General features: G+C 31.1%; 9 protein-coding genes. 6 read left to right on the top strand and 3 right to left on the bottom strand.

The features are described 5' to 3' along the window. The 3 genes from ABUA27_RS11245 to ABUA27_RS11255 all read right to left on the bottom strand — a co-directional run. The coding region (locus ABUA27_RS11245; RefSeq protein ID WP_349820738.1) for an IS3 family transposase at nucleotides 1-461 on the bottom strand (461 nt) is incomplete at its 3' end. Then, nucleotides 425-733 carry a transposase gene (locus ABUA27_RS11250; protein WP_117459078.1) on the bottom strand — a complete coding sequence of 103 codons (309 nt, stop codon included), beginning with the start codon at nucleotides 731-733 and terminating at the stop codon, nucleotides 425-427. The genes ABUA27_RS11250 and ABUA27_RS11245, both read right to left, overlap by 37 nt. Before the next feature lie 97 nt (nucleotides 734-830). Further along, on the bottom strand, nucleotides 831-1,442 hold the full coding sequence (locus ABUA27_RS11255) for an IS110 family transposase (protein ID WP_349820731.1): 612 nt from the start codon (nucleotides 1,440-1,442) through the stop codon (nucleotides 831-833). Between the two features lie 665 nt (nucleotides 1,443-2,107). On the opposite strand from ABUA27_RS11255, the gene ABUA27_RS11260 reads away from it, so the two are divergent. The 6 genes from ABUA27_RS11260 to ABUA27_RS11285 are packed head-to-tail and all read left to right on the top strand — an operon-like array spanning nucleotide 2,108 to nucleotide 7,933. Next, nucleotides 2,108-3,397 (top strand): PTS sugar transporter subunit IIC, encoded by a 1,290-nt coding sequence (locus ABUA27_RS11260; RefSeq protein WP_349820732.1) that lies wholly within the window; start codon nucleotides 2,108-2,110, stop codon nucleotides 3,395-3,397. 10 nt (nucleotides 3,398-3,407) lie between these two features. Beyond that, nucleotides 3,408-4,442, top strand: coding sequence for a MupG family TIM beta-alpha barrel fold protein (locus ABUA27_RS11265; protein WP_349820733.1), 1,035 nt, complete (start codon nucleotides 3,408-3,410; stop codon nucleotides 4,440-4,442). A gap of 9 nt (nucleotides 4,443-4,451) precedes the next feature. After that, nucleotides 4,452-5,351, top strand: coding sequence for an N-acetylmuramic acid 6-phosphate etherase (murQ, locus tag ABUA27_RS11270; RefSeq protein ID WP_349820734.1), 900 nt, complete (start codon nucleotides 4,452-4,454; stop codon nucleotides 5,349-5,351). Between the two features lie 45 nt (nucleotides 5,352-5,396). Next, complete coding sequence (locus ABUA27_RS11275; protein ID WP_349820735.1) at nucleotides 5,397-6,563, top strand: PTS transporter subunit EIIC; 1,167 nt, start codon at nucleotides 5,397-5,399, stop codon at nucleotides 6,561-6,563. Nucleotides 6,564-6,567: 4 nt separating this feature from the next. After that, nucleotides 6,568-7,662 (top strand): DUF871 domain-containing protein, encoded by a 1,095-nt coding sequence (locus tag ABUA27_RS11280; RefSeq protein ID WP_349820736.1) that lies wholly within the window; start codon nucleotides 6,568-6,570, stop codon nucleotides 7,660-7,662. Nucleotide 7,663: 1 nt separating this feature from the next. Beyond that, nucleotides 7,664-7,933 (top strand): ROK family protein, encoded by a 270-nt coding sequence (locus ABUA27_RS11285; RefSeq protein ID WP_349820737.1) that lies wholly within the window; start codon nucleotides 7,664-7,666, stop codon nucleotides 7,931-7,933. The last annotated feature ends 39 nt before the right edge of the window (nucleotides 7,934-7,972 follow it).

Genomic DNA, 7,972 nt, shown 5'->3' on the forward strand with positions numbered 1-7,972 from the left:
GTTATATCTGTACACCATGCTGCATCTGGCGATGCTGGATCAAAGTCTCTTTTTAAGATATTTCTTAATCTGTTAGAGAAGTTCTTTGATACTGTTGTTTTTGTCCATGGCTTTATGTAATGTGCTTTTATATGCATTTCATGCATATAATTTCCTACTGTTTTCTCCGATATCACATGTCCTTTTTTCTTGAGCTCTTCGGTTATTTTTGGTGCACCATAAATCTCGTGGCTTTCCTCATGTATTTTGCTGATTTCTTTTTTTACAGAATCCCTGCGCTTGCTGGATTCCGAGGGCTTTCTGCAGAGCCAGCTTTTAAATCCACTTCTCGATACACCAAGTATTTCAGTTATAGCTCTTAAAGAGACACGTCTGACATCTGCAGTTTCTTCCAGATATTCCTTGATAGCCTCATAAAGTACTTTTACTGGCTGCTTATAATGCTCATAGCTTTTTTTAATATTTCAACAGCATCTTTAAGATCTCTGTTTTCTTTTTTTAGACGTGCTAGTTCTTTGGCTTCATCACTTGAAAAATTGCCTGATCCTCTGAATAAATTACTATCTTCATTTTCATTCTTTGCATCATCAAACTGTTTGCACCATCTATGGATTGAACTATTGGAAACTCCTAGATTATCAGCAACCTGTTGAAAAGTAAGTTCAGGATGATCCTTTCTATATTGAACTGCATCCAATTTAAACTGTTTGTCTATCACTTTATTTTCCGACATGTTTAACACCTCTATTTTCATGTTTCAGACTAGTATTCTTTCGAATGTTTTTCAATTCTTTTTTTTAGATATTTTCTCTATTTGACTGGCACTAAATTTATACTAGCCCCACAGTATTAATCTTCTTTTTCTGAAGCATTTCTGGATGTGGATATTTTTCAATGACAGCTAAAGCGACAGGGCCATACAGATCATCATACAGCGCATCATAGCCTGGAAATACAATATCCAGCTGTGCTATGAATGCAACCTTATCCTTTCTTATATGAACCAATATATCCTCATAATAGCGTGATAATTCCCTCAGTTCATGATATATCGTTTCTGGTTTATGGCTGTTATGAAGACTATGGCTGTAATATGTTTTAGCGATTGATTTAGGGTCAAGCTTATCTGTCTTTGGACTTCTTAGTGAATCATTCTTTCTTGTTTTAGCTGATAATAGTGGATTGATAATAAACTGCTTGATATTGTTGTCTTCAAGCACTTTCTTAAGGACACGATGGTAAACTCCTGTTGCCTCATAAACAACACATACTTCTGTTTCCAGCTTTTTTTCCATCTCTTTGACAAGATTCACTATCTCATCAAATCCTTCTTTTGTATGCTTTATTGAACGTGAACCTGTATACTTCACATTCAGATTCTTGAATGCCTGGTAATCTGATTTACCCTTAGAGACATCAATGGATACTATTGGACCTTTCATAGATCATTCCTTCTTTCCTTGAATATTCGAAAGCATAACTTCCTGATTTATGACCATCTATTTTCGTCTTACATGCAGGCTCTATCAATAAATCAAAAGGCCTATTTGGATATAAACTGACTCATGTCATAATAGGAAGCAGAGAATTTTTCTTTACGAAATCACAACTGTGTTTCCAAAGCCCTATCTCTCTGCTTTCTTAAGTCTATTATAATGTATGCCTACAAAATAAAAGACTAGAAGTTAAATATAAGCAACCTCTAGTCAGTATGTTTATTTAGTGAAGAGAAGAACGATACATTAATAGTCATAGCTATCAATCGCTGTTTACGAGCTTACCTTATGGATATCTCAAGTTATATGGATTAACTTCTCTTCAGTGATATGATATCACTTCTAGATAAAATAAAAAACTAGAATTATTACTTGATTAACTTCTAGTTCTATAATACGAAATTGAGAATAAGGGGCCTGCGGTCGCGCGAATTGGGATAAAGGGGCATGCCCCTTTATCCCAATTCCTTAATTCCAGTTTCATTTTACAATTGAGGCGATAAAATAAAATTACAAAAAAATAAAAAATACTTGAAATATAATTTTAAAAGGCTATAATATGTCTTGTAAGCACTTCCTTATAGTGGGAAAGGAAAGAGAGGAGATTTAATATGGAACGTCTTACAAGATTTATTGAAGAAAAGATTGCACCACCATTAATTAAGTTTTCTAACTTAAGATATGTGCAAATCATGCAAAGAACTTTTATTAGTTTTACATCATTATTGATTATTGGATCTATTTTCTTATTATTGGCTTCATTGCCATTTGATCCATGGAAAAATTTAATTGGCGATTTTTCTTTAAAATTTGCAGCAGCATCAGGAGTTGGGACTGCTTTTATTGCTTTATTTGTTGTAGTGGCTTCATCATATGCGACGATTGAGTACTATAATAAAAATAAAGGTGAAAAGTTAGACTTTGTTGCACCAACTATTTTGGCTGTTTCATCATTTTTCTTAGTTGTACCTGCAGTAACTGTTCAAACGGTTGTTAAAGGTGCTAAAGAAACAGTTCCATTTGTTGGAGTACCAACAGATTTTTTAGGGGCAAAAGGGGTATTCGTTGGTTTAATTGTTGGTATTGTTACAATTGAAATTTATCGTTTCTTTATTAATAAAAATTGGACAATTAAAATGCCTGAAGGTGTTCCACCAATGGTTGTTAATGCTTTTATTGCTTTGATTCCTAGTACATTTGCTATTATTTTCTGGTGGTTAATTAGTATTGTTATTGGTATTGACTTACCTGGTATTGTCATGGGATTATTTACACCATTAGTTAGTGCGTCAGACACACCATCTACAGTATTTATTACATCATTTTTAAATCGTGCTTTATGGGCTGTTGGTATCCATGGTGGAAATGTTGTTGGTTCAATTGCAAACCCTATTTGGACTCAAATGACTGCAGCAAACCAACTAGCATTAGAAGCTGGTAAAGCTCTTCCACATATGTTTACTAGCGTATTCTACGATAATTATATTTGGACTGGTTTAGCTCCGCTTGCCATCGTTATGTCTTTTTCAAAATCAAAACGTTTAAAGGCTTTAGGTTTATTAGCATTGCCTGCTGCTTTGTTTAATATTGGAGAACCATTAATCTTCGGTTTACCAATCGTTATGAATCCTTTAATGATGATTCCGTTCGTTCTTGGTTATATGGCTGTTGCTGTACTAGCGGTAATCTTAACAACTACAGGAATTATTCCGGTACCTGTTTTATCTGCACCTTGGATTTTACCTGCTCCAATAAAAACATTAATGGCAACTTCTGGTAGTATTCCAGCTGTTATTTATGTTATTGTTACTTGGGTTATTTTAGGGTTGGTTTTCTACCCATTTGTTAAAGCTATTGAAAAGAATGATTTAAAAGAAGAAAGTTTAGCGGAAGCAGAGTAGAAATGATAAAATGTTAGGTATTTCAGTATATTTTCAAGATTTAGATTTAGATTATTTAGAAAAAGCAAAGGAATGTGGTGCTGAGTATGTATTTACTTCGCTACATATTCCTGAAGAAGATTATTCTGATTTGGAGGAAAAATTACCGTTGTTTTTAAAGACATGTCATAATTTGGGATTAAAAGTTGTTCCTGATGTGTCTCCGGTTACATTCGAAAAATTACAAATCAAGGATAAAGATTATCTTAAACTTAAAGAAATGGGGTTTGAAGCTTTAAGATTAGATTATGGATTTGATGATTATAAAATTATCAAAGAACTTCAAAAAGATTTTTATCTTATGTTAAATGCAAGCGTTGTTAGTAAAGATTATATCGAAGGTGCAAAACAAGCGGGTATAAATCTTGATAAAATTGCATTAACACATAATTTTTATCCTTTAACAGGAACAGGGTTGAGTTTAAAGGCATTTAACGATAAAAATAAAGTATTTACAGAATATGGTTTAACAACACAGGCATTTGTTTGTGGTGATCTATTAAAAAGATTTCCACTATATGAAGGATTACCTACAGTAGAAAAACATCGTATTCAAAATCCTTTTGTTGCAGCTGTAGAATTAATTCATAAATGCAATGTTAAAGATATTTTTATAGGTGATAGTAAAGCATCTATTAAAACTTTAAGAAATATTCAAGATTATATGGATAAAAAGATTATGAGAATCCCTTGTCATTTAGAAAAAGATTTTGAATATTTATACGATAAAGAAATAAAAGTAAGAAAAGATCAATCAGAAACACTTATTCGTTTACTTTTACCAAGAACAGAAAATATTCCTGTTTATCATAATACGATTCGTCGACAAGGATCTATTATTATGGAAAATGTTTTAGCTGGTCGTTATAGTGGTGAAGTTCATATTGCAAAAAGGGATCTTCCTTTTGAAGCACGTTCTAATGTTATTGGATTTATACATCCAGAATATGTAGATATTTTAGACGAAATTGATGGTACAACAACTCTGGTATTTGAAAGATTATAGGAGGTTTATATGACTAAAGTAGATATTTCAAATTTAGTGACTGAAACAAGAAACCCAAAAACTATGAATCTTGATGATATGACTGTCGGTGAAATTCTAAAAACAATGAATGAGGAAGATACACTTGTACCTTTACGTGTTAGAGAAGTTTTACCGCAAGTTGAAATAGCCGTCACAAAAATTATTGAAGCATTAAAAACTGGTGGAAGACTTTTCTATATTGGTAGTGGAACGAGTGGGCGTTTGGGAATTTTAGATGCCGTTGAATGTCCTCCAACATTCAGTACTACAACAGAGGTCAATGGAATTATTGCTGGTGGACCTGATGCATTTATTCAAGCAAAAGAAGGTGCTGAGGATAACGAAGAACAAGGTATGCAAGATGTTTTAGATGCACACATTACGGATAAAGATGTAGTTGTAGGTATAGCTGCTAGTGGCAGAACACCACATACAATAGGGGCATTAAAAAAGGCTAATGAAATAGGCGCTTATACTGTTAGTATTGCATGTAATCCTAATAGTGAGGTTGGTAAAGTTGCTAAATTAGCAATTGATATGAATCTTGGCCCTGAAATTATAACTGGTTCTACTCGTTTAAAATCAGGTACAGCACAAAAACTTGTATTAAATATGCTTTCTACAGTTTCTATGATTGGTATTGGAAAGACTTATCAAAATTTAATGGTTGATGTTAAGTCTTCTAATGAAAAGCTTGTTGAACGAAGTAAGAGAATGATTATGGAAGCAACAGGATGTGAATACGACATTGCCACACAAAATTATGAAGAGTGTGGTCGACAAGTCAAATTAGCTATTGTAAAGGTTTTATTGAATTGTTCTGTTGAAGAAGCAAAAGAAAGGTTAGAAATGACAAATGGTTTTGTGAAAAAAGCCATTGAAAAATAACAGACTGTATAAAACAGTCTGTTATTTTTCAAAAAAGGACATTATATGAAGTTAAAAGAGAAAATTGATCAATGGGTCATGAGTTTAAATGAAAATATTCATTTTCAAGCAATAAAAATGACATATGTAGATATTATTCCTTTTTTATTAGGGTTAGGTATTGTTTATTTAATAGACAGATTAATTAAGTTTTCATTTTTACAATCACTATTTCTAATTGTTTGTTTGATATATGTTGTATTAATAAATGTTTTGTATGCAATCCATTATACTTCACTCAAACAGTCAAATAAACGAATCTTAATATTATTTTCGATATTATTATCATTTGTATTTGTTTATACAGATGTAATTGGTGATACATTAAATATAACATTACCTTTATTATTAATTAATATGATTGGAATAGAGCTTATAGATCGTATATCAAAGATTCAAATTAAAATAAAATATTTACCTGAAGCTGTAGTACAATATTTTGTTCAATTAATACCAGTGTTAACTGCTTTCGTTTATTTAATTTTTTGTGCTTATTTAAAAAATTATTATTTTCCATCACTTATGTTATTGTCACAATACTTATTACAATTCTTCTCTTCAATTGTAGGTTGTTTATTAATTGTTATTTTGACTTGTTATTTTTGGTATGGTGGAATACACGGTGTATCAATTATTGGGACATTAATAAGACCATTTTGGACACAAATGCTTATGGTTAATTTTATTAATGTTTTACTAAATGTACCTATGACTTATATTGTTACAGAAGGATTTTTCCAATGGTATGTATGGATAGGTGGTAGTGGTGCGACTTTAGGACTTGCCATATTATGTCGTTATTTTGCCAAAAGCCGTAATCTTAAAAAATTAGGACAAGAATCATTGTTTTCAGGATTATTCAATATTAATGAACAAATATTATTTGGATTACCAATTATTCAAAATGAAGGAATGAAGATTCCATTTTTTGCTGGCCCAGTTATTCAAGCAATTATAACTTATTTTTGTATGTATTATGGAGTGATACCTAAAACTTTTTTAATTGTGCCATGGGTTTGTCCATCTTTGATTGGTTCATTTTGGGCAAGTGGTGGATATTGGATTGTTTTAGTTTATGGCTTAATATTAATTGTTATTTCAATTATTATATATTTACCATTTTTTATTAAATATGATCATAAACTTTTGAAAAATGAAATGAAAGGGAATTAAAGGTATGAGAAAATTAGGAATTTCATTGTATGCAGAAAAATCAAACATAGAAGAAATGAAACAATATATTGACAAAGCATCAAAAGCTGGATTTTCTCGTATTTTTTCTTGTTTATTATCAGTGGATAAAAGTGTAGATGAAATAAAAAAAGATTTTCTTGAAGTGAATCGGTATGCGCATGAAAAAGGATTTGAAATTTTTGTTGATGTTAGTCCTCGTGTATTTGATCGATTAGGAATTAGTTATCAAGATCTTTCTTTTTTTAGCGAGATAGAAGCTGATGGCATTCGTTTAGATGCTGGATTTAGTGGAAATGAAGAATCTTTAATGACTTTTAATCCACATGGTTTAAAAATTGAAATTAATATGAGTAATGATACTCATTATATTGATACAATCATGAATTACTGTCCTAATCAATATCAATTGATGGGATGTCATAATTTTTATCCTCATCAGTATTCAGGGTTAAGTTTAGAACACTTTATATCATGTACAGAACGTTTTAAAAAATACGGTTTAAAAACTGCTGCCTTTGTTAGTTGTTCATCGCCTGATGCATTTGGACCATGGCCTACAACAGAAGGATTGCCTACTTTAGAAATGCATCGCAACCTCCCTATAGATGTTCAAATAAAACATATGATAGCTTTAAATAATATTGATGATATCATAATTTCTAACTGTTATCCTACTGATGAGGAATTAAATGAAATTGCTAAAATGAGATTAGATCTTGTATCATTTAATATAGAATTGATAGATAATATACCAGAGATAGAAAGAAAAATCATTTTAGAAGATATTCATTTTAATCGAGGTGATTTAAATGAATATCTTATTCGATCTACACAAAGTCGTGTTAAATATAAAGGACATGAATTTAGCGTTTTTAATACTCCAGAATATCTAAATGTTGGAGATGTTATTATTGAAAGTTCAGAATATGGTCACTATGCTGGAGAATTGCAGATTGTTAAAAAGAAAATGAAAAATAGTGGTAAAAGTAATGTTGTTGGAAAAATTGTTGATGATGAGGTATTTTTGATTCCTTATATAAAACCATGGCAAAAATTTATATTTCAAGAGGTAAAATAGAATGTTGTATATTGGTATAGATGGTGGCGGTACAAAAACTGCTTTTGGTTTATTTGATACACATGGAAAATTGTTAGATAAAATTGAATTACCAACATGTCATTTTTTACAAGTGGGTTATGACAGATGCGCTCAATGCTTAAAGGATGGTATTTATCAGTTAATAGATAAACATGAGTTATCATGCCATGAGTTAAAAATTGGTATTGCAGGGTATGGAAGTGATCAACAAGTCCCGAATTGCAAGCAGAAACTGGAAATAAGAAGATAAGTTAGTTATTATAGAAAATAGTATTACCAGTTACATTAA

Origin of the sequence: Catenibacterium sp. RTP21428st1_D7_RTP21428_210409, assembly GCF_040227455.1 — a bacterium.
In the GTDB taxonomy this organism is placed as follows: domain Bacteria; phylum Bacillota_I; class Bacilli_A; order Erysipelotrichales; family Coprobacillaceae; genus Catenibacterium; species Catenibacterium mitsuoka_A.